A 26065-nucleotide genomic window follows, 5' to 3' on the forward strand; every position below is an offset into this window, starting at 1 on the left:
TGATGTGCACTTTCCATTCTGCCTATAGAATAGACAATGACCGAATTGCTGCAAGAGCGAAATTGGACCGCAGCACTTAAGCCTTGTGGAGGAGCAATGAAAGCTCCAAAACCCGCAGGTCAGTTTCGAAAATCAACGTTGCAAGAATGACAAGACCGGCCGCCACCAAAGACAGCCCCCCTGCCACCGGAGTTTCCGCAATCATTGTCGCGGCCGGCCGGGGCACGCGCGTCGGCGGCGAGATCCCCAAGCAGTATCGCGACCTTGGCGGAAAGGCCGTGCTTCGTCACACGCTCGAGGCTCTGCTGGCTTGCTCCGAAATCGACACGGTCACCGTGGTCATTCACCCGGACGACCGCCCCTTCTATGACCGCAGCATCGGCGATCTTGCAAGCGATCCCCGGATGCGCGCTCCCGTTTCCGGCGGCGCCACCCGCCAGGCCTCGGTCCTGTGCGGGCTGCGTGCGCTCGCCCCGGCCGCACCGGACATCGTGCTGGTCCACGACGCCGCGCGCCCTTTTGTTTCCGCCGATGTCATCGCTGCGTCGATCGCGGCGGTTCGCGAGGGCGCGGACGCATCCGTTTCCGCCGTTCCCGTCGCCGACACGCTCAAGCGCATCGACATGGGAACCGGTCATGTCACGCAGACCATCGACCGCACTGCCCTGCACGCGGCACAGACACCGCAGGCCTTCGCCTTTGCCGCGATCTTCAAGGCGCACGAGGCGGCTGCCGCGCAAGGACTGACCACCCTGACCGACGACGCGGGCGTTGCCCAATGGGCCGGCATGAAGGTCGCCGTCACGCTTGGCGATCCGGCGAATGTGAAAATCACCAGCGCGGAGGACCTGATGCAGGCCGAGCAGCAGCAAGCCCTACGGACGCAGAACGCGCACCGCGAGACCCGCGTCGCCACCGCCTATGACGTCCATGCCTTCGAGCCGGGCGACCATGTCATGCTTGGCGGTGTCCCGATCCCCCACGACCAGGGCCTCAAGGGGCATTCCGATGCCGATGTCGTGCTTCATGCGCTGACCGACGCTGTGCTCGCCACCCTGTGCGATGGCGACATAGGCTCGCACTTTCCCCCTGGCGACCCGCAGTGGCGCGGTGCCTCGTCCGACCGGTTCCTCGCCTTCGCCGTCGGGCGCCTGCGCGAGCGCGGCGGCGAGATCGCCCATCTCGATGCCACCATCGTCTGCGAGCATCCCAAGATCGGCCCGCACCGCGACCGCATGCGCGAAAGGATCGCGGAGATCTGCGCGACCGTCGCCAGCCGGGTGTCGGTCAAGGCGACGACGTCGGAAGGCCTCGGCTTCACCGGTCGTTCGGAAGGCATCGCGGCCCTGGCCACCGCCACTGTCCGCCTTCCCGAATACGAGCACGAGGCGCTGGAAGTCTGAGATGACCGATCTTGCTCCTCTCGAGAACCTCGCCACACGGGTGATCCGGGACTTCTCCGGCGCAGGATGGATGCTGGCAACGGCGGAATCCTGCACTGGCGGCCTGATCGCCGGCGTCCTGACGGAAATCCCCGGTTCCTCGGCGGTCATCGAGCGCGGCTTCGTCACCTATTCGAACGAAGCGAAGACGGAGATGCTTGGCGTGCCGTCAGATCTCATCGCGAGCGACGGCGCAGTCAGCCCGCGGGTCGCGATCGCGATGGCCGAAGGCGCGCTGGCTCGCTCGCGGGCGGATGTCGCCGTCTCGGTGACAGGCGTCGCCGGTCCGGGAGGCGGATCGCCGGACAAACCGGTGGGGCTGGTGCATTTCGGATTTGCCCGGCGCGGCTTTGCGGCGCGGCACCTGGAAAAGAGATTTGGCGACATCGGGCGCGACAAGGTCCGGCTGGCAACGGTCGGGGTTGTCCTGCAGGAACTGGCGGGACTATTCGGTCCAATTTTACCGAACGACGAAGCCGGCTATTGACCAGACTTGCAAGTGCTTGTTGCCGTTAATTGTTTTTTGTGGGGATGGAACGCAAAGTCCGCCCAAACAAGGACCCGGCTTATGCGTAAATCCTGTCTGTTCACCGCCCTGGCCATGCTCGTCCCCGCAAGTGCGCTTGCAGGCGACTTTCACATGATCTCGCGCCAGCAGGACGGCACTTTCTATTCCAGTCACAAGATCTTCGAAAAAAACGGCGAAAACCTGTATCAGGTGGCGCTGTGCGGCCGGTCCTATTTCGCCAGGGCCGCAACAGTCGCCTGGATGAATTACGAGGCGGAAGAAGGTCGTGACGTTGGCCTCGAATACAACCGGGGCAGCGGCTGGTTCCGTGTCTGCGAGAATCCGGACCAACAGGTCAAGCTGGCCGATATCGGCGTGCCGGGCACCAATGTCGAGGTGATGCGGGCCAGTGACGAGGCGATGAACCGCCGCCAGCGCTTCATCGTCATCCGCAAGACATTTTCGGACTACAGCAATTCAGGTCAGTCCGCTCCATCCTACCACGGGCGCTGACGGCTCCACGGATCTCTCAGGCCGCGCTGCCGTAAACGACATCGGCGCGCTCTTCGAACGCGTCGGAGAACTTGCGGAACGCCCTGTCGAACATGGCCGACATCAGCGCGCTGAGCGCGCGGCTCTTGAACTCGTAGGTAATGAAGAACCCGATCTCGCTCTGGTCCTCGCCGAGCGAACGGAAGGTCCAGGTGTTCTCCAGATGCCGGAACGGCCCGTCCAGATATTCGACCAGGATACGCCCGTTGGCAGGCTCAAGCGTCACCCGGCTCGTGAATGTCTCGCGAAACAGCTTGTAGGCCACCGTCATGTCGGCAACGAGCACCGTCCGGCCATCCTCCAGCTCCCGCCGCCCCCGGACCTGAAGCTTTTCGCAAAGCGGCACGAATTCCGGATACTTCTCGACATCGGCCACCAGCGAGAACATGTCGTCGCTGCTGTGGGCGACCTTGTGAACGGTCTGGAATGACGGCATATCTGGTTTCTGTCCGCGTCCGGTCCTGTTTCGGTTCTTGCGGGCCGGCGCGCACACGGCGAAATGCTCCGCACGCGCAATTTGGCCCGGTCCGGGTTTAGCGCGATTCCGGCGCTACGCCAAAGGAGCCGCCGAGCCCCTTCGCCTCAGGCGAGGGCCTTGCCGCCCAGCTTCGCGTCACGGGCCCGCCTCAGATCGGCGAAATCCTCGCCCGCATGGTGCGAGGAACGGGTCAGCGGGCTCGCCGAGACTTTCAGGAACCCCTTGGCATAGGCGATCTTCTCGAAGGCCTTGAACTCGTCCGGCGTGACGAAGCGCGCCACCGCGTGGTGCTTCGAGCTCGGCTGCAGATACTGGCCGATGGTCAGGAAATCGACATCCGCGCTGCGCAGGTCGTCCATCAGCTGCAACACCTCGTTCCGCTCCTCGCCGAGCCCGACCATGATGCCCGACTTGGTGAACATCGCAGGGTCGATCTCCTTCACCTGCTGGAGCAGGCGAATGGAGTGGAAGTAGCGGGCGCCCGGGCGAACCTTCAGGTATTTCGAGGGCACCGTTTCGAGATTGTGGTTGAAGACATCGGGACGGGCCCGCACCACGGTTTCGATCGCGCCCCGCTTGCGCAGGAAATCCGGCGTCAGGACCTCGATCGTCGTGCCCGGCGCGCGTGCCCGGATCGCGCCGATCACCTCGGCGAAATGCCCCGCCCCGCCGTCGTCGAGATCATCGCGGTCGACGGAAGTGATGACCACATGCTGCAGCCCCATCGTCGCCACCGCCTCGGCAACGCCGGTCGGCTCGTTCGGGTCGACCGGGCCGGGCATGCCCGTGCGCACGTTGCAGAAGGCGCAGGCCCGCGTGCAGGTGTCGCCCAGGATCATGAAGCTCGCGTGTTTCTTCGACCAGCACTCGCCGATATTCGGGCAGCCGGCCTCCTCGCACACGGTCACGAGATTGTTGGAGCGCACGACCTGCTGCGTTTCCCGGTAGACGGGCGACGTCGGCGCCTTCACCCGGATCCAGGCCGGCTTGCGCTGGATCGGATTGTCCGGCCGGTGGGCCTTCTCCGGATGGCGGGGCCGCGCGGCGTCTGTGTCCCGGTTTGAAACCGTATCGAGGATCGTGACCATGGCCCCTAACTGTCGCTATTGGTGAGAAAGGTCAAGTGTTTCACGGCAAGGCTGCTATGCCCTGGAAGCGGCCTTCATGAAGCGCCCGAGCTTCGCAAGCGCCTCCTGGGAAAGGTGCTGCGACTTGCGCGTCTCGTCGTTCATCAGGACGATCACCGTCCGCGCCCGGGCAATCGGCGTGCCGGCCTGGCAGATGAGCTGGTCCAGCGTCAGCGAGCTGCGGCCGATCTTTTCCACCGCGGAGCCGATCTCCACCGAGCCCGGCCATTTTCCCTCGGCGAGAAAGTCCAGTTCCAATCGCGCGATCACGAAATTCGCGCCCGGCCGGGCGACGCTGTCATCGCCGCCATAGAGCATGTCGACCCGCCCGGTTTCCAGGAAGGTCGAGAACACCGCATTGTTGACATGGCCCTGACGGTCGGTGTCGCAATAGCGCAGCTTGTCGGTGGATTTCACCGGATAGTCGTCGAGATCGGGGGCGTCGCCCATCTGAAGTTCCTGTTGTACGTGGCCCTGTCATCGGGCAGGTGCCGCCCGCTTAGCTGCGGATCTTGCGCCAGACAAACAGCGAAAGGATGGCCCCGACAGTGGCTAGCACCAGCTGGTCGATGAACCCGCCCGTGACATTGAGGTCGAGCAGTTCCGCGATCTTGCCGCCGACAAGCGCACCGATCAGGCCGACGACGAGGCTGCCGAGAAACCCGCCGCGGCTGTCGAGCACGCGATGCGCCACCGCGCCGGCAATCAGGCCGATCACGATCCAGACGATGAAACCCATGATGTCTCCGTCGCTTGCCTGTATCTGCGGGCCGGCCGGGAATACCCGGCCGGCTGTTCATGTGGGAAAGGTCAGGCGAGCACGCGCGCGACCAGAACGACGACGATCGCACCGATCGCCGCCACGATGACCTGGTTCACGAAGGCGTTGCCGACATTGATGTTGATGCCGGCGAGGTTGAACAGGAACCCGCCGACGAATGCGCCGACCAGACCCGTGATCAGATAGCGCACCAGGCCGCCGCCGCCGAGCACCAGGCTGGCAAGCCAGCCCGCGATCAGACCGATAACGCACCAGATCAGGATGTTTTTGACGTCCATATCGAATCCCCGTTTTGCGAATGTACGCTCCTCAGCGCCCGCCAAGGTTAGACGTTCCCCGTGACAACTCAAGCTGCAGCGCCCGCCGCGCGCGTCGCGCACCTGCTTGCCCGAGAGCCCCGAACCCGGTTCCTCAGGCGTTCAGGACCCTGCCGTAGGCGTCGAGCACGCTTTCCTTCATCATTTCCGACAGGGTCGGATGCGGGAAGATCGTGTGCATCAGCTCTTCCTCGGTCGTCTCCAGGTTCATGGCGACGACGAAGCCCTGGATGAGCTCCGTGACCTCGGTGCCGACCATATGCGCGCCGATCAGCTCGCCCGTCTTCTTGTCGAAGACGGTCTTGATCATCCCCTGGTCCTCGCCGAGCGCGATGGCCTTGCCGTTGGCCGCGAAGCTGTAGCGGCCGACGCGGATGTCGCGCCCCTGTTCCTTCGCCTTCGCTTCCGTCAGCCCGACGGAGGCGACCTGCGGGTTGCAATAGGTGCAGCCCGGGATCTTGGCCTTGTCCATGGCGTGGACATTGGGCAGCCCGGCGATCTTCTCGATGCAGACAACGCCCTCGTGCTCGGCCTTGTGGGCCAGCATCGGCGGGCCGGCGACGTCGCCGATGGCGTGGATGCCCGGCACATTGGTGCGCCCGTAACCGTCGATGGCGATGCAGCCCCGGTCGGTCTTCACGCCGAGCGCCTCGAGACCCAGGTTCTCGATATTGCCCTGCACCCCGACGGCCGAGATCAGCCGGTCGGCAGTGATCTTCTCCACCTTGCCGTCCTTGGTCTCGACATGAGCGGTGATCGAGTTGGCGCCCTTCTCGACCTTGGTGACCTTCGCTTCGGTCAGGATCTTGAGACCGCGCTTTTCAAGCTGCTTGCGGGCCAGGGCGGAAATCTCCGCGTCCTCGACCGGCATCACCTGCGACATGACTTCGACCACCGTCACATCCGCGCCCATGGAGCGGTAGAAGGAGGCGAACTCTATGCCGATGGCGCCCGAGCCCATCACCACCAGAGATTTCGGCATGAAATCGGGCTTCATCGCCTCGAAATAGGTCCAGATCAGCTTGCCGTCCGGCTCGATGCCCGGCAGCGCGCGCGGGCGGGCGCCGGTGGCGACGATGATGTTGCGGGCCGTATAGGTGCCCTCGCCCTTGACGCCCTTGGGCACCGGGTTCTGCGGCTCGACGACGGGCTTCGACGACTTCGAAACGACGATCTCGCCAGGCTTGGTCAGCTTCGCCTCGCCCCAGATGACGTCGATCTTGTTCTTCTTCATCAGGAAGGCGACGCCGCCGTTGAGCCGGGCCGAGACACCGCGCGAGCGCGCCACCACATCCTTCACATCCGCCGTCATCTTGCCTTCGAGCTTGAGGCCGTAGCTCTTGGCGTGATTGGCATGGTCGAGGATCTCGGCCGAGCGCAGCAGCGCCTTCGTGGGGATGCAGCCCCAGTTGAGGCAGATGCCGCCCAGGTGCTCGCGCTCGACGATGGCCGTCTTCAGGCCAAGCTGCGCGGCGCGGATCGCGGTGACATAACCGCCCGGTCCCGAGCCGATGATGATGACGTCGTAGGACGTGCCGCTCATAGAAAGTCCTCCAGCTCGGACGGCGGATCAACGGCCTTCATGTGCCGGCGGCCGCCCGTATACGGACCCGAAAACGGGATTGGCAAAAACACCGCGATGCGGCGGCAGAAGCGCGAGGCTCCGACCGCCGCGCTCGGTCACACCAGCATCGACATCGGATTTTCGATGTAGCCCCTGAAGGCGCCGAGAAGCTCGGCCCCGAGCGCGCCGTCGACCGCACGGTGGTCGGTCGACAGGGTCACCGTCATCACGGTCGCGATGGCAAGCTGGTCGTTCTTCACCACCGGACGCTTTTCCCCGGCGCCGACGGCGAGGATCGTCGCATGGGGCGGGTTGACCACCGCCGCGAAATCCTTGACGCCCATCATGCCCATGTTGGACACGGCAGTTGTGCCGCCCTGATACTCCTCGGGCTTGAGCTTGCGCTCCTTGGCGCGCTTGCCCATGTCCTTCATCTCGCCGGAGATGACCGACAGCGGCTTCATCTCGGCACTGCGCACGATCGGCGTGATCAGCCCGCCGGGGATCGACACGGCAACACCGACATCCGAGTGCTTGTGCTTGACCATCGCCTCGTCCGTCCACGAGACATTCGCGTCCGGAACGTCGCGCAGCGCCAGCGCCAGCGCCTTGATGGTCATGTCGTTGACCGAAAGCTTATAGGCGGGCTTGCCCTCCTTGTCCTTCGGCGCCGCGTCGTTGAGCTGCGCCCGAAGGGCCAGAAGCGCGTCGAGCTCGCAATCCACAGAGACGTAGAAATGCGGGATGGTCTGCTTCGATTCCGTCAGCCGCTTGGCGATGGTCTTGCGCATGCCGTCATGCGGGACAAGCTCGTAGGACCCGTCCTCGAACAGCTTCAGCACCTGGTCGCTGGACGGTCCCTTTGCCATGGCCGGCGCCGGAGCGCTGGCTGCCTTCGGGGCTTCGGCGGCGGGAGCTGCCGCAGCCTTGCCGGTGCCCGACGCAAGCGCCTCGTCGATGTCGCGCTTGACGATGCGGCCATGCGGACCGGAACCGCCGATTGCGGCAAGGTCCAGGCTGTTCTGCGAGGCAAGGCGGCGCGCCAGCGGCGAGGCGAAGATCCGCCCGCCCTCGGCCGTGGCCGGTGCCGGCGGGGCCTTGGCGGGCGCGGTATCGGCGGCGGGAGCGGAAGCGGCCTGGCTCTTCGCCGGCTGTTCCGCGGAAGCCGCTGAAGCCTCGGGCTTCGCCTGGGCAGGGACCGGAGCGGGGGCCGCATCGGCCCCCTGAAGCGCGGAGGCGTCCTCGCCCTCTTCCAGCAGCAGGGCGATCACCTCGTTGACCTTCACCCCCTCGGAGCCTTCCGCAACAAGGATCTTGCCGACCGTGCCCTCGTCGACGGCCTCGACTTCCATCGTCGCCTTGTCGGTTTCGATCTCGGCGATGACGTCGCCCGAGGAGACCGTGTCGCCTTCCTTCACCAGCCACTTGGCCAGGTTGCCCTCTTCCATCGTGGGAGAAAGGGCCGGCATCAAAATCTTGATTGGCATCGTTCGTCCCTCGCCTCAGGCGGTGTAGGTCACGGCTTTCACCGCATCGATGACTTCCTGCACCGACGGCAGTGCGAGCTTCTCCAGATTGGCCGCATAGGGCATCGGCACGTCCTTGCCGGTCACCCGCAGGATCGGGGCATCGAGCCAGTCGAAGGCCTTTTCCTGCACCTGGTAGCCGATTTCCGAGGAGACCGAGCACACCGGATAGGCTTCCTCGACCGTCACCAGCCGCCCGGTCTTCTTCACCGAGGCGATCACCGTGTCGATGTCGAGCGGACGGATCGAGCGCAGGTTGACGACTTCCGCCGAAATGCCCATGCCCGCCAGTTCCTCGACCGCCTTCATAACGTAGGTCATGCCGATACCCCAGGAGACGATGGTGACATCGCTGCCCTTGCGCTCGACCTTGGCCTTGCCGATGGGAAGGACGAAATCCTCGACATCCGGCATCTCGAAGGTCTGGCCGTAGAGGATCTCGTTCTCCAGGAAGATCACCGGATTGGGGTCGCGGATCGCGGCCTTGAGCAAGCCCTTGGCATCGGCCGCCGACCACGGCTGCACAACCTTCAGGCCCGGCACATGCGCGTACCAGGCGGCATAGTCCTGGCTGTGCTGGGCACCGACGCGCGCCGCCGCGCCGTTGGCGCCGCGGAACACGATGGGCGCGCCCATCTGGCCGCCGGACATGTAGAGCGTCTTGGCGGCGGAGTTGATGATCTGGTCGATCGCCTGCATGGCGAAGTTGAAGGTCATGAACTCGACGATCGGCCGCAATCCGGCCATCGCCGCGCCGACGCCAAGGCCGGTGAACCCGTGCTCGGTGATCGGCGTGTCGATGACGCGCTTCGGCCCGAACTCGTCCAGCAGCCCTTGCGAGATCTTGTAGGCGCCCTGGTACTCGGCGACTTCCTCGCCCATCAGGAACACGTCGCCGTCGCGGCGCATTTCCTCGGCCATGGCATCGCGCAGCGCCTCGCGGACGGTCGACTTCACCATCGGCGTGCCTTCCGGAGCATCCGGCTCCGCCGGCACGTCGGGCGCCGGCGCTACCGGCATCGCCGGAACGGACGCAGGTGCGGCCGGGGACGGCGCGGGCGAAGCCTCGGCCGCCGGAGCGGGCGCGGCCTTGGTCGCGGCATCCAGCGCGGACGCATCCTCGTCCTCGCCGAGCAGCAGCGCGATCGGCGTGTTGACCTTGACGTTCTCGGAGCCTTCCGCGACGAGGATCTTGCCCATCGTGCCTTCGTCGACGGCCTCGACCTCCATCGTCGCCTTGTCGGTCTCGATCTCGGCGATCACGTCACCGGAGGCAACGCTGTCGCCTTCCTTCTTCACCCATTTGGCCAGGGTGCCCTCTTCCATCGTCGGCGAGAGGGCCGGCATCAGTATCTCAATCGGCATCGCTCGGTCCCACCTTCAAAGAAGAATATCGGTATAGAGCTCGGAGACGTCCGGCTCCTGGTCGGTCTGCGCGAACTCGGCGGACTCCGCCACGATCTCGCGCACTTCCTTGTCGATGCCCTTGAGGTCGTCCTCGCTTGCCCAGCCATTGTCGAGGATGCGCTTGCGGACCTGCTCGATCGGATCGTGCTCGGTCCGCATCTTCTGCACCTCGTCCTTCGACCGGTACTTGGCCGGGTCGGACATGGAGTGGCCGCGATAGCGATAGGTGATCATCTCAAGAATGAACGGCCCCTTGCCCGTGCGGCAATGCTCCAGCGCCTTTTCGCTCGCCGCCATCACGGCGCGCACGTCCATGCCGTCGACCTGCTCGCCCGGAATGCCGAAGGAAGCGCCGCGATGCGACAGGTCGGTGGTGGCCGAGGCGCGCTCGATGCTCGTCCCCATGCCGTACTTGTTGTTCTCGATCACGTAGATGACCGGCAGCTTCCACAGCTGGGCCATGTTGAAGCTCTCGTAGACCTGGCCCTGGTTGGCCGCGCCATCGCCGAAATAGGTCATCGCGACGGCGCCGTTCTCCCGGTACTTGTTGGCAAAGCCGAGCCCGGTGCCGAGCGACACCTGGGCGCCGACGATGCCGTGGCCGCCATAGAACTGCTTTTCCTTGGAGAACATGTGCATGGAGCCGCCCTTCCCCTTGGAATAGCCGCCCCGTCGTCCGGTCAGTTCGGCCATGACACCCTTGGGGTCCATGTCCATCGCCAGCATGTGGCCGTGATCGCGATAGCCCGTGATCATCTGGTCGCCGTCCCGGGCCGCCATGCGCATGCCCACCACAACCGCTTCCTGCCCGATATAAAGATGGCAGAAGCCGCCGATCAGGCCCATGCCGTAGAGCTGGCCGGCCTTTTCCTCGAAACGCCGGATCAGCAGCATGTGCCGGTAGGCGTCGAGTTCCTGTTCCTTGGTGAAATCCGCGATCGCGGGCGCCTGTTTGGCTGCCCCTCCCTTCGCCCGGGATGCGCTCCTAGAGCGCCCGCCGGCCGTCTTGCCTGACGTTGCAGCCATGTCCCTCATCTCGCTTTGCGTCCCGTTCGGGACGGCGTTTCCCCATCAGCAACCTAGCGGAAGGTACCCGAAGGGAAAAGTCAATAAAAGGACGATGTGAGAGGCGATTTCTGCCTGTATCTCATTGATAAAAATAGCTAATCGAGAAATTAATCTGTTTTCGGTTAAATCAATGCGTTAAATCGGAAACGGGTTAAATTTACCGATTGCCCCGAGGCCGCAGGATGGCCAGCTCCTGCGGGTGGACGAGGTTGAGACCCAGCCGCGCCCGTTCGTCGATCATGTCCGGATCGAGGCTTTCCGGACGCAACAGGACGACACGCCTCAACAGATCCTGACGCTCGGCGCGCAGGGTCGCCAGTTCCTTCTCCAGTGCCGCATAACGATGTTCGATCCGGGCTTTGCCGACAAGCCCCAATTCGCCGTTGAGCGCGTGAAACCCGAAATAGGCGACAAGCCCGATGGCGATCGCCGGCGCGGCAAGGCGCTGGCGGATGGTGTGGCGGCGATAGCGTGTGGAATTGAAAGGCACGGTTGCGACCCGACTCGATACAAACAGTTCGATGTACCGACTATCGGATATCAGCCTTAATGGTTGGTTTCCGAACCGGGACTGCCGCAACCGCATGTCCGCCAGGCGTGAGCGCACATGCTCTTGTCAGGCGGCGGCCGTTTCGGCCTCGGCGATGCGCACCAGCTTCAAGAGCACGGCGGCGCTGCCTTTCAGCCGCTGTTCGGCGCTCTCCCAGTCGCGGATGAGCACGACCTTCTGGTCGGGCCGGATCTTCGCCAGGATCCCCTGCTCGGCGATGTAGGACACCAGCCCGCCCGGGTTCGGGAACTCGTTGCCGCGGAAGGCGATCACGACGCCCTTCGGCCCTGCGTCGATCTTTTCCACGTTGGCGCGCCGGCACAGGCCCTTGATGAAGACGATCTTCAGAAGATGGTCGACCTCCTCCGGCAGCGAGCCGAAGCGGTCGATCATCTCGGCGCCGAAAGCATCGATCTCCTCGGTCGTCGTCAGGTCGGCAAGCCGGCGATAGAGCGACAGGCGCAGCGGCAGGTCGGCGACATAGCTTTCGGGAATGAGCACCGGCGTGCCGACCTGGATCTGCGGCGACCAGGTTTCCTCGGCTTCCGTGTCGTCGCCGGCGCGCAACTGGGCGACCGCCTCCTCCAGCATCTGCTGGTAGAGCTCGTAACCGACTTCCTTGATGTGGCCGGACTGCTCCTCGCCCAGAAGGTTGCCGGCGCCGCGAATGTCGAGATCGTGGCTGGCCAGCTGGAAGCCCGCCCCCAGGCTGTCGAGTGACTGCAACACCTTCAGCCTGCGGTCGGCGGTCGTCGTCAGCGTCTTGTTGGCCGGCACGGTGAACAGTGCATAGGCACGCGTCTTGGACCGCCCCACCCGGCCGCGAAGCTGATAGAGCTGTGCCAGTCCGAACATGTCGGCCCGATGCACGATCAGCGTGTTGGCCGTCGGGATGTCGAGGCCCGATTCAACGATCGTCGTCGACAGCAGCACGTCGTACTTGCCCTCGTAGAAGGCATTCATCACGTCCTCGAGCTCGCTGGGCGGCATCTGGCCATGGGCAACGGCGACCTTCACCTCCGGCACCACGTCCTCAAGGAACGCCTTGCGGTCGGCCAGGTCGGACACGCGCGGACAGACATAGAAGCTCTGGCCGCCGCGATAGCGCTCGCGCAGCAGCGCCTCCCGCACGACAACCGGGTCGAAGGGGGAAATGAACGTGCGAACCGCCAGCCGGTCGACCGGCGGCGTGGCAATGAGCGACAGCTCGCGTACCCCGGTCAGGGCCAGTTGCAGCGTCCGGGGGATCGGCGTCGCCGACAGGGTGAGCACATGAACCTCGGACTTGAGTTCCTTCAGCCGTTCCTTGTGCTTGACGCCGAAATGCTGCTCCTCGTCGATGATCAGCAGACCGAGATCGCGGAACGAGATCCCCTTGGCAAGCAGCGCATGGGTGCCGATGACGATGTCGACGGACCCGTCGGTGATCCCCTTCTTCGTCGCCGCGAGCTCCTTTGCCGGCACCAGCCGCGAGGCGTGCGCGACATTGATCGGCAGGCCCTGGAAGCGATCGGAAAAGGTCTTGTAGTGCTGGCGGGCCAGCAGCGTCGTCGGCACGACCAGCGCCACCTGGCGTCCGGTCATCGCGGCAATGAAGGCGGCGCGCAACGCGACCTCGGTCTTGCCGAAGCCGACATCGCCGCACACAAGCCGGTCCATCGGCCGGCCAGAGGCCAGGTCCTCGAAGACGGCATCGATGGCGTTGAGCTGGTCTTCCGTCTCGTCATAGGGAAAGCGGGTGGCGAACTCGTCATAGACGCCTTCGGGCGGGGCGATCGGCGGTGCCGTGCGCAGCGCGCGCGCCGCCGCCGTCTTGATCAAGCCGTCGGCGATCTCGAGGATGCGCTTCTTCATGCGCGCCTTGCGCGCCTGCCAGGCTCCGCCGCCCAGCTTGTCGAGCTGCGCCTCGGTATCCTCCGAGCCGTAGCGCGTCAGCAGTTCGATGTTCTCCACCGGCAGGAACAGCTTGTCGCCGCCGGCATATTGCAGCTCCAGGCAGTCATGCGGCGCCCCGGCCGCCTCGATGGTCTTCAGTCCGATGAAGCGGCCGATACCATGGTCGACATGCACGACGAGGTCGTTCTGCGCGAGGCTTGCCGCCTCGGTCAGGACATTGGCCCCTTTCGCCCGCCGCTTGCGCTGGCGCACCAGCCGGTCGCCGAGAATGTCCTGCTCGCAGACAAGCGTCAGGCCGTCGATCTCGAACCCCTGCTCCACGCCAAGGACTGCGAGCGCTGCCATGCCCTTGGGCAGGGCCCGCGCCGCCGCATCCGTTTCCACCGGGGCGGCCCTGTCGAGACCGTGGTCGGCGAGCACGTGCGAGAGCCGCTCGCGCGAGCCCTCGCTCCAGCAGGCGATGACGATCCGGTCGCCGGCCTTGCGCCGCGCCGCCGCGTGAGTGGTGAGCGCGTCAAAGACATTGACGTCACCGGCACTGCGCTCGGCCGCGAAGCTGCGCCCCTGCCGCCCGTCGAGCGCAACGACTTTCCGGCCTGTACCCGGCGGGATGTCGAAGGACGAAAGCCGCAGGCTCTCGCCGTCGGCAAGGCGCGTCGTCCATTCCTCGCCGGAAAGATAGAGCGCACCCGGATCGAGCGGCTTGTAGGGCACCGAGCCGCTGCCGCCCGCCTTGCCCTGCGCCTCGACACGCGCCTGATGGTGCTCCGCCACCTGCTCGAGCCGCTCCCGAACCACCTCGTCGACGGACGGGGCGAGCACGACAGGTACGCCGCCGCAATAGTCGAACAGCGTCGCCAGCCCTTCGTGGAAGAGCGGCAACCAGTGTTCCATGCCGGCGTAACGCCGCCCTTCGCTGATTGACTGGTAGAGGATGTCATCGCGATCCGTGGCGCCGAAGCGGGCCACGTAGCGCTTGCGGAACCGCGAGATCGCCTCCTCGGACAGCACCACCTCGCTCATCGCGACAAGGTCGAGCTCCTTCAGCTGCTTCGTCGTGCGCTGGGTCTCCGTGTCGAAGGAGCGCAGCGATTCCAGCGTGTCGCCGAAGAAATCGAGCCGAACAGGGGCCTCCATGCCGGGCGCGTAGACGTCGACAATGCCGCCGCGCACCGCGTATTCGCCCGTGTCCTGGACGGTCGAAGCGCGTGCGAAACCATTGGTCTCAAGCCAGGCGATCAGCTCCGACAGGTTGATGCGGTTGCCGGGACGCGCGCTCCAGCTCTGCGAACGTGCGAAATCCGGTTCGGGCAGGCGCTGCAGTATCGCGTTGGCCGTGGTCAGGAGCACGGTCGGCTGCGCCTCTTTCCCCTCGCGGACAAGTCGGCTCAGGGTCGTCAGCCGGCGCGCGACCAGCGCCGGGTTCGGCGAAACCCGGTCATAGGGAAGGCAATCCCAGGCCGGCAGGTCGAGCACTTCGGCCGCAGGCGCGAAATATGCCAGGCCTTCCTGCACGGCCTGTGCGTGCGAAGCATCGCGCGCGACGAATACAAGCGCGAGCCCGGGTTTGGCATCGGCAAGAAGGCCCGCCAGCACATAGGCCTCGGCACCGTCCGGCACGCCGGTGACGACCGTGTTGCCGCCCTGCAGCGAAAGTTGATCAAACACCGTGAGAATTCCCGGTCCTAAGCTGAGAAATCGGAGGGCGACCTGTCGCCGGCGGTCTTGAACGCCACGACCGCCCGATAGATGTCCGTGTCATGCTCCGCCGGCACGGCCACCCGGCCAATCATCCAGTTGAAGAGATCCTGGTCCGGAACGTCCATCAGCCGCTCGAGAATGTCGAGCCTGTCCTCCGGCAGGGATCCTATATGGGCCTTTGCATAGCCGCCGAGCAGGATGTCCATCTCCTTCATTCCGCGGTGCTGGCAACGATAAAGGATCCGCTTGCGGCGTGCCTCGTCGCCGGCGGCAGTTCCGGTTGCGCTGGCTTCGATGCGTTCGGCCATGATGCGTCCTTCGCGTCTCGTCATTCCGCGCCACGGGCACCGGACCACTTGTGGATGGCGGGCGGCGGACTTGACAGAACCTTGATGGTGCGCGGGTTATAGCGGTCCCAGCGGGAAACTCAATCCACGCCGGCCGGCGCGTTCCGGCCCCGCCTTGCCACAACACACCGGACAAGTCGCCTTTCCAGTCATGCGCCCCAGCCTCCTCGATCCCGTCTTTGCCCCTGTTTCCGCGCTGCCCGGCATCGGGCCACGCACGGCTGCCAACCTTGCCACGCTGCTCGGCGTTGACGGGGACCGGGAGCCGCATGTGGCCGATCTCCTGTTTCACTTGCCCGGCGGTGTCATCGACCGGCGTCTGCGACCGGGAATCGCCCGTGCTCCGGAAGGCGCGATCGTCACGCTCGAGGTCAGGGTCGACCGCCATCAGGCGCCCCCCCGATCGAGCCGCGCGCCCTATCGCATCTATGCCCATGACGAGACCGGCGAAATCGCCTTCGTCTTTTTCCATGCGCATAGCGCCTGGTTGGAAAAGACCCTGCCGGTCGGAGCCGACCTGATCGTCTCGGGTCGCGTCGAATGGTTCAACGGCCGGCCGCAGATGATCCATCCCGACCACATCGTCGCGGTGGAGGAAGCCGACAGCCTGCCGCTGGTCGAACCTGTCTATCCGCTGACGCAAGGGCTTTCCGGCAAGACCCTGCAGAAGGCAATGGCCGAGGCGCTGGCCCGCATTCCCGACCTGCCGGAATGGCTGGACGCGAACCTGATGGCCCGGGAGGGTTGGCCGGCATTTTCCGAGGCGCTCAAGGCCATGCACAGGCCGGACGAGGAACATGTCGCGCAGGCCGGTGCAACCGGCGAGGCGGAGATTTCTCCCGCCCGGGCCCGTCTCAGCTATGACGAGTTTCTCGCCAACCAGCTCGCCCTCGCGCTGGTCCGCCGCTCCATGCGCCAGACACGCGGCATCGCCCGGGTCTTCGACGGCCGCCTGAAGCGCCGCATTCTGGAGGCCCTGCCCTATTCGCTGACACAGGGCCAGGCCGCAGCGGTCGCCGAGATCGAACAGGACCTGGCGGCACCTACCCGCATGCTGCGCCTGCTGCAGGGCGATGTCGGAGCCGGCAAGACCGTGGTCGCCCTGCTCGCCGTCGCCGCGGTCGTGGAAGCCGGCGCCCAGGCCGGCATCATGGCGCCGACGGAGATCCTGGCCCGCCAGCACTTCGCCTCGCTCGCGCCCTTCTGCGAGGCGGCCGGTATCCGCATGGAAATTCTCACAGGCCGCGACGGCACGCGGAAGCGCCGCGAGGCCCGCGCCGCGCTGGAAGCCGGCGAGATCGACCTCGTCGTTGGCACGCATGCCCTCTTCCAGGGGGATGTCGCCTTCCGCAATCTCGGCCTGGTCGTCGTCGACGAGCAGCACCGCTTCGGCGTTCACCAGCGCCTGACGCTGGCCGCCAAGGGCCAGGGCGTCGACATGCTGGTGATGACGGCGACCCCGATCCCGCGTACGCTGGTGTTGACCTATTTCGGCGACATGGATGTTTCCCGGCTCGCCGAAAAACCGGCCGGGCGCCAGCCGATCAAGACAGTCACCGTGCCGCTCGAGCGGATGGAGGACGTTGTCGAGCGGCTGCGCGCGGCACTCGATGAGGGCAAGAAGGCGTATTGGGTCTGCCCGCTGGTGGAGGAATCCGAAAAATCGGACCTTGCCGCTGCCGAAGAACGCCACGCCATGCTCGTCCAGGTTCTCGGGCCGCGCATCGCACTGGTTCATGGCCGCCAGTCGAGCGACGACAAGGCCGCCGCCATGGCCGCCTTTCGTGACGGGCCGGCGGGGCTTCTCGTGGCGACCACGGTGATCGAGGTCGGCGTCGATGTGCCCGATGCCTCGATCATCGTCATCGAACATGCCGAGCGTTTCGGCCTGTCGCAACTGCATCAGCTGCGTGGCCGCGTCGGCCGGGGCAGCGAGACCTCGACCTGCCTCCTTCTCTACAAGTCTCCCGTCGGCGAGACCGCGCGCGCCCGGCTGTCGATCATGCGGGAGACGGATGACGGCTTCCGCATCGCGGAGGAAGACCTTCGCCTGCGCGGCGAAGGCGAGATCCTGGGCACGCGCCAGTCGGGATCGCCAGGGTTCAGGATCGCGGATGCCGCCACCCAGGCCGACCTGCTGGAAATTGCCCGAGACGACGCCCGGCTGATTCTCGAGACCGACCCGCAACTCTGCGGCCCGCGCGGCCCGGCATTGCGACTGCTGCTCTATCTGTTCGGTCGCGACGAGGCGATCCGCCTGCTGCGCGCCGGTTGAGGCAACCGGCCCTCATCCGTCTCAGCCGCCCGCCTTCGCCCGCTCACGCGCTTCCGGCGCGTTCGGCTCCGCCTGCAACTGCACGAGCTTGTCGTAGTCCGGGCTGACGAGACCGGCGGAAATCACCAGCTTCGCCGCCTCTTCCACGGTCATGTCGAGCTCGATGACCTCGCTCCGCGGCACATACAGGAGAAATCCGGAGGTCGGGTTGGGGGTCGTCGGCAGGAACACCGCCGTGACATCCGCGCCGGCATGTCCGAGCTTGTGCGCCACCTCGCCGCGCGCGTCCGTGGCGATGAAGACGATCGCCCACAAACCCGGACGGGGATACTGGATGATCGCCGCCTTCTTGAAACTGTTCGAGCGCTCCGCCAGGACGGTCTCGAAGATCTGTTTCAGACCGCTGTAGAGATTGCGCACGACCGGCATGCGGCCGAGCAGCAATTCGCCATAGGAAAGAAGCGTCCGGCCGGCGATGTTCGCCGTCAGGAAGCCGATGACGACCAATCCGAGAAAAGCGACGATGAGCCCCACACCCGGCACCGGAAACGGCAGATAGGTGTCCGGATTGTAGATCGCCGGAATGAAGGGTTTGATCCAGCCGTCGATCCACTGCACGATCGACCATGTGAGATAGGCGGTGATCCCGAGCGGCCCGGCGATGATGAGCCCGGTCAGGAAGTAGTTCCGCAAGCGTGTCATCGCGCCGGGACGCGGAGGTTTTTCCAGGTGCCCGCCATCCGTCGGTTCCGAACTCGTATCGCCGGTCATGTTTGTGTTGTACCTTGCCGTAACTGTCGCCGGGGATTGCCGAAGCGCTCCCCGGCGGGCGTATCCGCCCGTGTCCTGTTGCCCCTGCCACTAGATTGATACTGTAGATGGCTTCTTTGGGGAATTCATTGAAACGAAAAGACCGCCACAATGAATGAAGCTGAGCCCGCGCGGCGCGGCGCCCGGGCGAGCCGCCTTCTCTATCGGCTTCTCGGCGGCGCTCTCGTCGCCATCGGTATCGTCGGGGCCTTTCTGCCGCTGCTGCCCTCGACGATATTCTTCATCGGGGCAACCGCCTGCTTCGCGCGATCTTCGCCCGCGCTGGAAGCCTGGCTGGTGGAGCATCCGCTTTTCGGTCCCGGCATTCTCGCCTGGCGGGAGGAGCGCGCGATCCGGCCGCGGGCCAAGCTTGCCGCCCTGGCCGGAATGGCGATCGGCTACCTGTTCTTCCTGTCAAGCGCCCGGCCCGGCCTGCCGCTCGCGCTTCTGGTTGCCCTGTTGCTTGGCTGTTGTGCCGCCTATGTCGCAACCCGGCCCTCCGGCACCGACATGTCAGACTGACGCCGGAACGCGTTTCACGTCCTGTTTACCACGTGCCAAACGGCTGTCGGCACATGTGACAGCCATCACGGCGGCATTTTCCAACAGGGCGCAAACTCGTCTTATCCCGTCATCCGATCCCGCAAGGACCGAGGACGGTCCTGCAACGTCAATGTGAGGATACGGCAATGACAACGACACACCTTCAGTTATCGGGAATTGCCACCGCCCGGCCGCCGGACCGGGTTGCAACCGCCTGGCAGGCCATCGTCCTTCCGGTCCTGCTGGCCATGGCCATGTGGATGGTCGGCCAGGTACCGGCTGCGGCCCAGCCCTTCGACTTTGGCCGCGACCGTCCGATCGTCATTCCCGAGCGGCCGATACTCTGCGCCCCGCCCCGCGTCATGCGCGGCGGGCGCTGCGTCTCGCCCGACCGCCCGATCCTGTGCCCCCCGCCCCGGGTCATCCGGGGTGGGCGTTGTGAAATGCCCATACGGCCCGCAGTCTGCCTGCCGCCCCGGGTCATGCGCGGCGGACGCTGCGTGCTGCCGGCTCCGGTCATCTGCGCCCCGCCGCGGGTCATGCAGGGCGGCCGTTGCGTGATGCCCGCGCCCGTCCTCTGCCTGCCGCCCCGTGTCATGCGCGGCGGCCGTTGCGTGAACCCGCCGGTCGTCTGCCTGCCGCCCCGCGTCATGCGCGGTGGTCGTTGCGTGGCCCTGCCGGTCGTCTGCGCGCCTCCGCGCGTCATGCGGGGCGGAAGCTGCGTGATGCCGCCCCGGCCGATCGTCTGCCGTCCGCCGGACGTGCGCCGCGGCGACCGTTGCGTTCGCCCGCAGCGTCCGCCCAGCTGCCGCCTGCCCTACATCTACTCGGCACGCGCGCGTCGCTGCGTCCTGCCCGCGCCGATCCCGCCCTCCGTCGCACCGCCGGCCGTCTACCCGCCGGTGCAAAGAAGCCCGGCTCCGCAGGACAACATCTCGTGGATCCAGGCCTGCCTGAACGCGGCCGGCTATGATGCCGGGCCGGTTGACGGGCTGACGGGCCGGCGCACCCGCGAGGCATGGTCCGACTTCCGCAGCGACAGCGATCTGGGCGAGGGGCAGGCTCCCTTCACGGATCCCGAAACGCTGGCCAAGCTGTTCGACGCCTGCACCCCCGAGGAAGGACCCGCGACACCGGGCGCGGACGACAAACCGGAAGGCGACGACACCTCCTCCGGCGACGACACGTCCTCCGGCGGCGACACCGGCGATGCCGGGCGGATCGGCGGTGATTTCACCCCGGCCCCGGCCATGTGTGCGACCGGCAAGCTCTATACCTTGCTGAGCGCCGAGCAGGAGACCCTCGAGCCCTGCGGCCGCAGCTGCATTCCCGCCCCCGAGGGCATGAGCGAGGAGGACCTCCTCGAGCAGCAGGAAAAGCAGGACATCACCTGGTGCAGTTCCTGCGTCTCCGTCGGCACGCTGGGCATGGTCTGCCCGGCCCCGGCCGATGACGCCGGTGATGATGCACAGGCGCCTGCCGGCAACAACTGAACGCCGGCAACCTCGTGAAGCAAAACGGCCGCCCGGATGTTCCGGGCGGCCGTCTTGCCTCGTCCTGTTCGCTCCGCGCCGGTCGTTGCCGGCGGGAGACCTATTCGACCGTGACCGACTTCGCCAGATTGCGCGGCTGGTCGACATCGGTGCCCATGAACACCGCCGTGTGGTAGGCCAGAAGCTGGACCGGCAGCGCGAACACGATCGGCGCCACGAATTCCGGAACGTCGGGAACGACGATGGTCTTCCAGGTCGGCGCCCCGCAGGCAGCCGCGCCCTTTTCATCGGTAATCAGGATCACCTTGCCCCCGCGTGCGGCAACCTCCTCCATGTTCGACACGGTCTTCTCGAACACCGCGTCGAACGGTGCGATGACGACGACCGGCACATCCTCGTCGATCAGGGCGATGGGACCGTGTTTCAGTTCGCCCGCCGGATAGCCCTCCGCGTGGATATAGGAGATCTCCTTGAGCTTGAGCGCGCCTTCCATGGCGAGCGGGAAGCTCGTGCCGCGCCCCAGGTAGAGGACATCGCGGGCCCGTGCCAGCGGCTGCGCCAGTGCCTCGATCTCCGCTTCCAGCGACAGCGCCCGGTTGACCGTGCCCGGCGCCTCGGCGAGCGCACGCACCATCGCCGCGGCTTCCGCCTCGCTCAGATGCCCTCGCTGGCGCCCGGCATGGACCGCAAGGGATGCCAGCACGGCGAGCTGGCAGGTGAAGGCCTTCGTCGAGGCAACGCCGATTTCCCGGCCGGCAATGGTCGGAAACACCATGTCGGCCTCGCGGGCGATGGTCGATTCCGGCACGTTGACCACGGCCGCCACCTTGATGCCCTGCGACTTGCAGTAGCGCAGGCCGGCCAGCGTGTCGGCGGTCTCGCCCGATTGCGAGATGAACAGCGCCATGTCATTGGGGCGAATGGGCGTCTCGCGGTAGCGGAACTCCGACGCCACATCGATGTCGACCGGCAGGCGGGCGATCTTCTCGAACCAGTATTTCGCGACCAGGCCGGCATAATAGGCGGTGCCGCAAGCGGAGATGATCAACCGGTCCAGCCCGGCGAAATCGACCGACATCCCGTTGGAAAACGCCGGCTTCATGCCGGAAAGGTCGAGATAGCGCGACAGCGTGTGACCGATGACCTCCGGCTGCTCGTGGATCTCCTTGGCCATGAAGTGCCGGTAATTGCCCTTGTCGATGGTCAGCGACACGGCCTGGGAGGAGATTACCGCCCGCTCGACCGGCTCGTTGCGCGCGTCGAGGATCTCGCAGCCCTTGCGGGTGAGGACGACCCAGTCCCCCTCCTCCAGATAGGCGATCTGGTCGGTAAACGGCGACAGCGCGATGGCATCCGATCCCAGATACATCTCGTCCTCGCCATAGCCGACGGCAAGAGGCGAGCCGCGACGGGCACCGATCAACAGGTCGGGATGGCCCTCGAACAGGAAGGCCAGCGCGAAAGCCCCCTTCAGCCGGGGTAACGTGCGGGCGACCGCTTCCCTGGGCGAGGCTCCGCCGGCGATTTCGCGGGACACGAGATGCGCCACGACTTCGGTATCGGTGTCGCTTGCCAGCCGCGAACCGGAGGAGACGAGATCCTCCCGCAGTTCCAGGTAGTTCTCGATAATGCCGTTATGCACGACCGAGACGCCGGGTGCCGTGTGCGGATGCGCATTTGCCTCCGTTGCCGCGCCATGCGTCGCCCAGCGGGTGTGGCCGATGCCGGCAAGACCGGCGACGGGCGCGCGTTCCAGCTTTTCCTGGAGATTGCGCAGCTTTCCGGCCGCGCGGCTGCGCACCAGCTTGCCGCCGTCGAGGGTCGCAACGCCGGCCGAATCGTACCCGCGATACTCAAGCCGCTTGAGAGCGTCGACCAGAAGCCCGGCCACAGGCTCCTTTCCCAGAATACCAACAATTCCACACATGTATGACTGTCTCCACCATCCGGTGTCGTGACACCGGAGCCCCCGCGTCTCGCCGGGCGTTCCCCGGCACACCCATAGCGAACACAGGCCCCACCCGCACAATCAAAACCTGTTTCACTTCGTGACACGGAATTGCAAACAAACCAGAAAGAGCCGCAATTCCGGAGAAATCCACCTTGCGCCCCTCGCTTTCGCCCCGAACTTTAAGGCTTGTTAACCCTGTTTGGCGTTTTCTAGATACAGGATGGAACGGATTGGGGTTGGCAGCGTGAAACCGCTGAAGACAGGCAACAGGAACGCCCCCTCGCAAGGCCGGGCGGATGCGCGCTGGATCGCCCTTTGGGGCGGCGGCGCGATGCTGTTTGCGCTTGTCGGAATTTCCTCGATGTTCCTCTCCTCCTCTCCCTCGCAGCCCGGCACGCGGATCGCGGGCCGGACCCTTCCCCAGCAGGGGGATGTCCGAACGACCGCCTCCATCACTCCGCGTGGCCCGGAAGGGATCGAGATCTATCCCTCCAGTGGCGGCGTCGAGGGCGAGCAGGCACGCCGTGCGCTCAAGGCGGAAATGGAGACCTTGCGCCGCCAGGTGGCGGAACTGCGCCGCGCCATGTCCGTCATGCAGGAGCGCAACGCCATGCTGAGCGCGGGCCCGCGCGAGGATGATGCGGACGTACATCCCGGCATTGCCCCCGCCGGGGACGCAACGACGGAACAGGCTGCCGCACCCGATGTCAGCGACGATATCGACGCGGCCGTCGACGCGCGGGCCGGACAGCCGAGGCCGGTCGAGACCTTGCCGGCGCCTTCTGCCCGCAATCAGCAATCCCGGACAGCCCCTCGGGCAGAACCGTCTTCCACTGTCGACACTCGCACCGCCGACCGACGCAGGATGATCGAGGAATCACTTCCCCAGACCCTGCGGAACCCGGTGCGCATCGTTGCCGCGCCGGGCATTGAAGCACCGGCCAGCGTCGCCTCTATCCCCCAAGGGGGGCCCCCCGCACCGGCCGCCAAAGAGAAGCCGTTGCTCTCCATTACCGGGGCGGCTGGCCGCATCGCGCTTGAAAGCGCCGACAGGATCGAGCGCACCGACTTTGCCATCGACCTTGGCACCTATCCTTCCGCGGCCGAGGCGGAAGCGGCCTGGAACGAGCTCAAGGCGACGCAAAGCCAACTGCCACAGACACTTGAAACCCGTATTATTGACGAGGCGGACGGGTCCTTTCACCTTTTCGCAGGCCCCTATCCGAACGCGGCCGATGCCGCCGCCGCTTGCGTTTATCTGGGAAGCGGGGCTATCACCTGCAGGCCCGTGACCTACCCGCGCGCGGTCGCCGCCAGCCGGTAGCGCCCCGCGCCCGGACCGGGGAGCGCGCTCACAGACCCGCTTGACCGCGACCCAAGGCTTTCCATGTTCGATCCCGCCAATGCTCAGCACAGGGCCTATGTCCTGCTGCTCGTGACCCCGCTCTTCTTCTCCTCCAACATGGTCATCGGGCGGGCTGCCGCCGCCACGGTCGAGCCCTGGACGCTTGCTTTCCTGCGCTGGGTGCTTGCTTTCCTGATCCTGTTGCCCTTCGCCCTGCCGGGCCTGCGCCGGCATGCCCGCGACCTCCGGCGCCACTGGGACCTGATCGGCCTGATGGGCCTGCTCGGCATGTGGTTCTGCGGCGCCGGTGTCTACTTCGCGCTGAATTACACCACCGCGACCAACGGCACCCTGATCTACACCTCCTCGCCGATCCTCATCATCCTGCTGGAATGGCTGTTTCGCGGCCGCGCGGTCGGCATGCGCGAGGGGATCGGCATCGTCCTTGCCGTGCTCGGCGTCCTGGCCATCGTCGTCAAGGGATCGCTGGCGCTGCTGCTGTCGCTGCAGTTCAATGCCGGGGACGTGCTCTTCGCCATTGCCGCCCTCAGCTGGGCAATCTACTCGGTCCTGCTGAAACGCTCCTCGCTGAACGAGGTGCCGACGCTCGCGCTCTTTGCTGCCCTTGCGCTCGGCGGGGCGATCACGCTGCTGCCCTTCACCATCGTCGAGATTGCGGAAACAGGCAGGTTCCCGGTGTCGGCGGATGCCTGGTTGTCCATCTTCGGCGTGGCGCTGGTGGCCTCGGTTCTGGCCTTTTCCTGCTTCCAGTACGGCGTCAAGGTCGTCGGTCCCTCAACGGCAGGTCTCTTCATGTACCTGCTGCCGCCCTATGGCGTTGTCATGGCCGTGGTGTTTCTGGGAGAGGAGCTGCACGGCTATCATTTTGCCGGCTTTGTTTTTATCATGAGCGGCCTTGTCCTCGCCACGGCCCCACGCTGGCTGCTGCAACGTGTATCCGGCCTGGCAGCCCTGTTCAGGCGGCCGGACCCCGCCTCCTCGCCCGCCGAATAACAGGCTCCGCCGGCGCAGGAAAGCCGCCGACGCTCTGGCGCCGGCGGCTTCCTTCAGAACTCGGGAATGGCCGGTTCTAGCCGAAAATGTCGGCCGTGATGCCTTCATACCAACCGACGGATTCCTCGTAGGTTGCCTTGCGCAACACTGCGTCCTCGCCGGTCTTGCTGATGAAGCTGTCGACGGAGGCGATCTTTTCTTCGCCGGCTTCGTATCTTGCGCCGACCTTCACGCCGTCATCCGTAGCGATCAGGCTCCAGCACGTATTGGAGAAGCGCGGCGGAAACTTGCTGGAGCCCGTGAGGTCGGCACGGATCGCCATGGCGGCGACCTTCGCCTGGCTGTTTGCGGAAAAGCCCGATTTCGGCATGTCGCCGGCGATGCAGGCATCTCCGATGACATGGATGTTGCCATCCATCTTGCTCGCCATCGTGGCCGGCTCGATCGGGCAGAACCCGCTGTCATTGGCAAGCCCTGCATTTTCTGCGATCAGCCCCGCCTTCTGTGCCGGAATGATGTTCCCGACATCCGCCTTGAACGTGTCGAGACCCGTGACGATCTCCCCGCTTGCAACATCGACCGCCTCGACGCCGCCATGGATGGAGGCCGGGAGCCACTCGACCATGCCCGGATAGTGCTTTTCCCAGCCTTCCATGAACAGGGCCTGCTTGGAGAAGGCTTCCTTTGGATCCAGCACGATGATCTTCGCGGTCGGATTCGACTGCTTGAGCATGTGCGCAACCATTGACACCCGCTCGTAGGGGCCGGGCGGGCACCGATAGGGATTGGGCGGCGGCACCATGACGAAGGTACCGCCCTCGCGCATTGCGGCGATCCTGTTCTTCAGCAGCGTGGTCTGGGTTCCCGCCTTCCACGCATGAGGCATGACGCCGGATGCCTCCAGCGAGTAGCCGGGAACGCTGTCGTATATCAGGTCGATACCGGGCGCGATCACCAGCTTGTCGTAGGGAACGCTGCCACCGCCTGCGAGCGCCACCGTCTTCGCGTCCCGGTCGATCGCCACCGCCCAGTCATGCAAGACGTTGATGCCGTAGTCGGAGGCAAGCTTGCCGTAGGTATGCCCGGTCGATTCCAGTGTCCGGAAACCGCCCAGATAGAGATTGGAGAAAAAGCAGGTGTAATAGGTCTTGGTCGGTTCGATCAGGGTTACGTCGATGGTGCCCTGGCTGTCCTTGGCAAGGTAGCGGGCCGCCGTCGCGCCGCCGGCGCCGCCGCCGACCACAACGACCCTGGGGCGTGCCTGCTGCCCGTAGGCGGCGCTGCCAAGACCGGTCAGGAGACCGGCTCCCGCGACCCCCGCGACTGTCTGGGTAAATCGGCGTCGTGTCATGCTGCTCATGCCGGCTCTC

23 protein-coding genes are annotated in these 26065 nt (G+C 65.6%); 8 read left to right on the forward strand and 15 right to left on the reverse strand.

The features are described from left to right. The first annotated feature begins 146 nt into the window (after window positions 1–146). The 3 genes from ACQY46_RS15270 to ACQY46_RS15280 all read left to right on the forward strand — a co-directional run bounded on the left by ACQY46_RS15270 (window position 147) and on the right by ACQY46_RS15280 (window position 2463). Window positions 147–1403, forward strand: a complete 1257-nt coding sequence (locus tag ACQY46_RS15270) for a bifunctional 2-C-methyl-D-erythritol 4-phosphate cytidylyltransferase/2-C-methyl-D-erythritol 2,4-cyclodiphosphate synthase (protein WP_428696888.1) — start codon at window positions 147–149, stop codon at window positions 1401–1403. A 1-nt stretch (window position 1404) separates the two neighbouring features. After that, entirely contained in the window at window positions 1405–1929 is a 525-nt protein-coding gene (locus ACQY46_RS15275) for a CinA family protein (RefSeq protein WP_428696889.1), read from the forward strand. An 81-nt stretch (window positions 1930–2010) separates the two neighbouring features. Beyond that, the gene (locus ACQY46_RS15280) at window positions 2011–2463 is read left to right on the forward strand and encodes a hypothetical protein (RefSeq protein WP_428696890.1); all 453 of its coding nucleotides are present in this window, start codon (window positions 2011–2013) and stop codon (window positions 2461–2463) included. A gap of 16 nt (window positions 2464–2479) precedes the next feature. Here the strand turns inward: ACQY46_RS15280 and ACQY46_RS15285 are convergent, their stop codons facing one another. The 12 genes from ACQY46_RS15285 to ACQY46_RS15340 form a co-directional block, all read right to left on the reverse strand. Then, window positions 2480–2938, reverse strand: coding sequence for a type II toxin-antitoxin system RatA family toxin (locus ACQY46_RS15285; RefSeq protein WP_428696891.1), 459 nt, complete (start codon window positions 2936–2938; stop codon window positions 2480–2482). Between the two features lie 146 nt (window positions 2939–3084). Then, window positions 3085–4068, reverse strand: a complete 984-nt coding sequence (gene lipA, locus ACQY46_RS15290) for a lipoyl synthase (RefSeq protein WP_428696892.1) — start codon at window positions 4066–4068, stop codon at window positions 3085–3087. A 54-nt stretch (window positions 4069–4122) separates the two neighbouring features. Continuing rightward, the gene (locus ACQY46_RS15295) at window positions 4123–4557 is read right to left on the reverse strand and encodes an acyl-CoA thioesterase (RefSeq protein ID WP_428696893.1); all 435 of its coding nucleotides are present in this window, start codon (window positions 4555–4557) and stop codon (window positions 4123–4125) included. Between the two features lie 49 nt (window positions 4558–4606). Continuing rightward, window positions 4607–4846 carry a GlsB/YeaQ/YmgE family stress response membrane protein gene (locus ACQY46_RS15300; protein WP_417767671.1) on the reverse strand — a complete coding sequence of 80 codons (240 nt, stop codon included), beginning with the start codon at window positions 4844–4846 and terminating at the stop codon, window positions 4607–4609. Window positions 4847–4917: 71 nt separating this feature from the next. Beyond that, window positions 4918–5166: a GlsB/YeaQ/YmgE family stress response membrane protein gene (locus ACQY46_RS15305; RefSeq protein ID WP_428696894.1), complete on the reverse strand. Its 249-nt coding sequence runs from the start codon at window positions 5164–5166 to the stop codon at window positions 4918–4920. A gap of 133 nt (window positions 5167–5299) precedes the next feature. Beyond that, window positions 5300–6748 carry a dihydrolipoyl dehydrogenase gene (gene lpdA / locus ACQY46_RS15310; protein WP_428696895.1) on the reverse strand — a complete coding sequence of 483 codons (1449 nt, stop codon included), beginning with the start codon at window positions 6746–6748 and terminating at the stop codon, window positions 5300–5302. Window positions 6749–6885: 137 nt separating this feature from the next. Further along, window positions 6886–8256, reverse strand: coding sequence for a pyruvate dehydrogenase complex dihydrolipoamide acetyltransferase (locus ACQY46_RS15315; protein WP_428696896.1), 1371 nt, complete (start codon window positions 8254–8256; stop codon window positions 6886–6888). Between the two features lie 15 nt (window positions 8257–8271). Further along, window positions 8272–9660: a pyruvate dehydrogenase complex E1 component subunit beta gene (locus ACQY46_RS15320; RefSeq protein WP_428696897.1), complete on the reverse strand. Its 1389-nt coding sequence runs from the start codon at window positions 9658–9660 to the stop codon at window positions 8272–8274. A gap of 15 nt (window positions 9661–9675) precedes the next feature. Beyond that, window positions 9676–10728 carry a pyruvate dehydrogenase (acetyl-transferring) E1 component subunit alpha gene (pdhA, locus tag ACQY46_RS15325; protein WP_428696898.1) on the reverse strand — a complete coding sequence of 351 codons (1053 nt, stop codon included), beginning with the start codon at window positions 10726–10728 and terminating at the stop codon, window positions 9676–9678. A gap of 199 nt (window positions 10729–10927) precedes the next feature. After that, window positions 10928–11260, reverse strand: a complete 333-nt coding sequence (locus ACQY46_RS15330) for an FtsB family cell division protein (RefSeq protein ID WP_428696899.1) — start codon at window positions 11258–11260, stop codon at window positions 10928–10930. Window positions 11261–11386: 126 nt separating this feature from the next. Continuing rightward, the gene (gene mfd, locus ACQY46_RS15335; RefSeq protein ID WP_428696900.1) at window positions 11387–14884 is read right to left on the reverse strand and encodes a transcription-repair coupling factor; all 3498 of its coding nucleotides are present in this window, start codon (window positions 14882–14884) and stop codon (window positions 11387–11389) included. Between the two features lie 17 nt (window positions 14885–14901). Then, window positions 14902–15225: a succinate dehydrogenase assembly factor 2 gene (locus tag ACQY46_RS15340; RefSeq protein ID WP_428696901.1), complete on the reverse strand. Its 324-nt coding sequence runs from the start codon at window positions 15223–15225 to the stop codon at window positions 14902–14904. Between the two features lie 190 nt (window positions 15226–15415). Between ACQY46_RS15340 and recG the strand changes: the two genes are divergently transcribed. Next, the gene (gene recG, locus ACQY46_RS15345) at window positions 15416–17539 is read left to right on the forward strand and encodes an ATP-dependent DNA helicase RecG (RefSeq protein ID WP_428696902.1); all 2124 of its coding nucleotides are present in this window, start codon (window positions 15416–15418) and stop codon (window positions 17537–17539) included. Window positions 17540–17560: 21 nt separating this feature from the next. On the opposite strand, the gene ACQY46_RS15350 is transcribed toward recG, so the two are convergent. Beyond that, the gene (locus tag ACQY46_RS15350; protein WP_428696903.1) at window positions 17561–18310 is read right to left on the reverse strand and encodes a DUF502 domain-containing protein; all 750 of its coding nucleotides are present in this window, start codon (window positions 18308–18310) and stop codon (window positions 17561–17563) included. Between the two features lie 150 nt (window positions 18311–18460). Between ACQY46_RS15350 and ACQY46_RS15355 the strand changes: the two genes are divergently transcribed. Beyond that, entirely contained in the window at window positions 18461–18871 is a 411-nt protein-coding gene (locus tag ACQY46_RS15355; RefSeq protein ID WP_428696904.1) for a YbaN family protein, read from the forward strand. A 167-nt stretch (window positions 18872–19038) separates the two neighbouring features. Continuing rightward, on the forward strand, window positions 19039–20385 hold the full coding sequence (locus tag ACQY46_RS15360) for a hypothetical protein (protein WP_428696905.1): 1347 nt from the start codon (window positions 19039–19041) through the stop codon (window positions 20383–20385). A 100-nt stretch (window positions 20386–20485) separates the two neighbouring features. Here ACQY46_RS15360 and glmS read toward each other — a convergent pair whose 3' ends face one another. Continuing rightward, entirely contained in the window at window positions 20486–22312 is a 1827-nt protein-coding gene (glmS, locus tag ACQY46_RS15365) for a glutamine--fructose-6-phosphate transaminase (isomerizing) (RefSeq protein ID WP_428696906.1), read from the reverse strand. A gap of 268 nt (window positions 22313–22580) precedes the next feature. Between glmS and ACQY46_RS15370 the strand changes: the two genes are divergently transcribed. Together ACQY46_RS15370 and ACQY46_RS15375 are read left to right on the forward strand one after the other, a co-directional pair. After that, window positions 22581–23660 (forward strand): SPOR domain-containing protein, encoded by a 1080-nt coding sequence (locus ACQY46_RS15370; RefSeq protein WP_428696907.1) that lies wholly within the window; start codon window positions 22581–22583, stop codon window positions 23658–23660. 63 nt (window positions 23661–23723) lie between these two features. After that, window positions 23724–24695: a DMT family transporter gene (locus ACQY46_RS15375; RefSeq protein WP_428696908.1), complete on the forward strand. Its 972-nt coding sequence runs from the start codon at window positions 23724–23726 to the stop codon at window positions 24693–24695. A 76-nt stretch (window positions 24696–24771) separates the two neighbouring features. Here the strand turns inward: ACQY46_RS15375 and ACQY46_RS15380 are convergent, their stop codons facing one another. Next, window positions 24772–26055, reverse strand: a complete 1284-nt coding sequence (locus ACQY46_RS15380) for an FCSD flavin-binding domain-containing protein (RefSeq protein WP_428696909.1) — start codon at window positions 26053–26055, stop codon at window positions 24772–24774. Between the last annotated feature and the right edge of the window lie 10 nt (window positions 26056–26065).

This window comes from Stappia sp. (assembly GCF_965276915.1).
Taxonomy (GTDB): Bacteria; Pseudomonadota; Alphaproteobacteria; order Rhizobiales; family Stappiaceae; genus Stappia.

What these genes read in the sequence shown, in the direction of transcription:
- pdhA (WP_428696898.1), bottom strand. Translation starts at nt 10,728, where the DNA reads ATGGCTGCAACGTCAGGCAAGACGGCCGGCGGGCGCTCTAGGAGCGCA.
- ACQY46_RS15350 (WP_428696903.1), bottom strand. Translation starts at nt 18,310, where the DNA reads ATGACCGGCGATACGAGTTCGGAACCGACGGATGGCGGGCACCTGGAA.
- ACQY46_RS15270 (WP_428696888.1), top strand. Translation starts at nt 147, where the DNA reads ATGACAAGACCGGCCGCCACCAAAGACAGCCCCCCTGCCACCGGAGTT.
- ACQY46_RS15375 (WP_428696908.1), top strand. Translation starts at nt 23,724, where the DNA reads ATGTTCGATCCCGCCAATGCTCAGCACAGGGCCTATGTCCTGCTGCTC.
- ACQY46_RS15300 (WP_417767671.1), bottom strand. Translation starts at nt 4,846, where the DNA reads ATGGGTTTCATCGTCTGGATCGTGATCGGCCTGATTGCCGGCGCGGTG.
- ACQY46_RS15380 (WP_428696909.1), bottom strand. Translation starts at nt 26,055, where the DNA reads ATGAGCAGCATGACACGACGCCGATTTACCCAGACAGTCGCGGGGGTC.
- recG (WP_428696902.1), top strand. Translation starts at nt 15,416, where the DNA reads ATGCGCCCCAGCCTCCTCGATCCCGTCTTTGCCCCTGTTTCCGCGCTG.
- glmS (WP_428696906.1), bottom strand. Translation starts at nt 22,312, where the DNA reads ATGTGTGGAATTGTTGGTATTCTGGGAAAGGAGCCTGTGGCCGGGCTT.
- ACQY46_RS15315 (WP_428696896.1), bottom strand. Translation starts at nt 8,256, where the DNA reads ATGCCAATCAAGATTTTGATGCCGGCCCTTTCTCCCACGATGGAAGAG.
- lpdA (WP_428696895.1), bottom strand. Translation starts at nt 6,748, where the DNA reads ATGAGCGGCACGTCCTACGACGTCATCATCATCGGCTCGGGACCGGGC.
- ACQY46_RS15280 (WP_428696890.1), top strand. Translation starts at nt 2,011, where the DNA reads ATGCGTAAATCCTGTCTGTTCACCGCCCTGGCCATGCTCGTCCCCGCA.
- ACQY46_RS15295 (WP_428696893.1), bottom strand. Translation starts at nt 4,557, where the DNA reads ATGGGCGACGCCCCCGATCTCGACGACTATCCGGTGAAATCCACCGAC.
- ACQY46_RS15360 (WP_428696905.1), top strand. Translation starts at nt 19,039, where the DNA reads ATGACAACGACACACCTTCAGTTATCGGGAATTGCCACCGCCCGGCCG.
- ACQY46_RS15320 (WP_428696897.1), bottom strand. Translation starts at nt 9,660, where the DNA reads ATGCCGATTGAGATACTGATGCCGGCCCTCTCGCCGACGATGGAAGAG.
- lipA (WP_428696892.1), bottom strand. Translation starts at nt 4,068, where the DNA reads ATGGTCACGATCCTCGATACGGTTTCAAACCGGGACACAGACGCCGCG.
- ACQY46_RS15285 (WP_428696891.1), bottom strand. Translation starts at nt 2,938, where the DNA reads ATGCCGTCATTCCAGACCGTTCACAAGGTCGCCCACAGCAGCGACGAC.
- ACQY46_RS15305 (WP_428696894.1), bottom strand. Translation starts at nt 5,166, where the DNA reads ATGGACGTCAAAAACATCCTGATCTGGTGCGTTATCGGTCTGATCGCG.
- ACQY46_RS15275 (WP_428696889.1), top strand. Translation starts at nt 1,405, where the DNA reads ATGACCGATCTTGCTCCTCTCGAGAACCTCGCCACACGGGTGATCCGG.
- ACQY46_RS15340 (WP_428696901.1), bottom strand. Translation starts at nt 15,225, where the DNA reads ATGGCCGAACGCATCGAAGCCAGCGCAACCGGAACTGCCGCCGGCGAC.
- ACQY46_RS15355 (WP_428696904.1), top strand. Translation starts at nt 18,461, where the DNA reads ATGAATGAAGCTGAGCCCGCGCGGCGCGGCGCCCGGGCGAGCCGCCTT.